This is a genomic window from Halanaerobium salsuginis (assembly GCF_900114545.1).
Classification (GTDB): Bacteria; Bacillota; Halanaerobiia; order Halanaerobiales; family Halanaerobiaceae; genus Halanaerobium; species Halanaerobium salsuginis.
The window spans coordinates 1-1,121 of sequence record NZ_FOTI01000099.1 but is presented as its reverse complement, the minus strand read 5'-3'; the positions used below and the strand labels follow the sequence as shown (position 1 = coordinate 1,121).

The window sequence follows — 1,121 nt, the reverse complement described above, 5'->3', positions numbered from 1 at the left end:
GCTGATAATGCCAACCTGCTCCAACCAGATGTTATTAAAGTTGGCATGGAAGCTACAAATGTTTTCTGGGAACACTGCTACCGACTCATTAAAAAACATGAACAGTTAAACTCCAATTTCAATCTTCAAATCTATACAGTTAATCCTAAAGTAGTTAGCAATTTCAAAAAAGCATACACAGATCTGCCTAAAAATGATAGTGTTGATGCCTGGGTAATCGCTGATAGAATACGTTTTGGTAGAGTTGAAAACTCATCTTCTCCCGAAGCACTCTACAGGGCTTTAAGACAGATTACACGTCATAAATTCAAGCTAGCTCAGCACATTAAAGCTGAAAAAGCTAGAGCTTTAAATCTAGTCTTCCTTAAGTTTTCAGATTTCACTCAAAAGTCTCCATTTGGAACTTTTACTAAAGCCTCTATGGCTTTGCTGGAAAAATACACACTCAGGGAAATAGTTAATACTGATATCCATGAGCTGGCTGAATTTCTCCATCAAAACAGCAATAACCGATTAGGTGGTTCTACTCCAATTGAAAAAATAACGACTGCACTCAAAAAAGCTGCTCGCAATTCATACCGCTTAAAACCCGAAATAGATCAAGCAATCACCCAGACACTTTCTATGACCTTTGATAACATTAGATTTTACCAGAGTCAAAGTAAAAGACTTAAAAGAGTTCTTAAAAGACAGCTAAAAGCAATACCTCAAACTTTAATTACAGTAGATGGAATTGGACCAGTCCTAACAGCTGGAATAATCTCTGAAATTGGTGATATCAATCGTTTTGATAAAGAAACTAATCTCGCCTCATATGCTGGTCTTACCTGGTCCCAGTATCAATCAGGCTCTTTTACTGCTGAGGAAACTCATTTAACTAAAAAGGGTAATAAATATCTCAGATATTACCTGGTAGAAGCCGCTAATTCATTGAGAGTACACAATGATAGCTATAAAAACTACTACTACAAAAAGTATAATGAAGTTCCAAAGCACAAACACAAAAGAGCCCTCGTGCTTACAGCACGTAAATTTGTCCGTCTCGTTTTTGCTCTGCTAAGCAAAGGCGAAATATATCAACCACGGAGGTAGATAATTATTGCAAATTAGTCTGTTTACTT

General features: G+C 36.6%; 1 protein-coding gene. It reads left to right on the top strand.

What is annotated here, in order from left to right:
• A partial coding sequence (locus tag BMZ74_RS14315; protein WP_089862881.1) for an IS110 family RNA-guided transposase occupies positions 1–1,092 on the top strand: 1,092 nt, incomplete at its 5' end.
• Between the last annotated feature and the right edge of the window lie 29 nt (positions 1,093–1,121).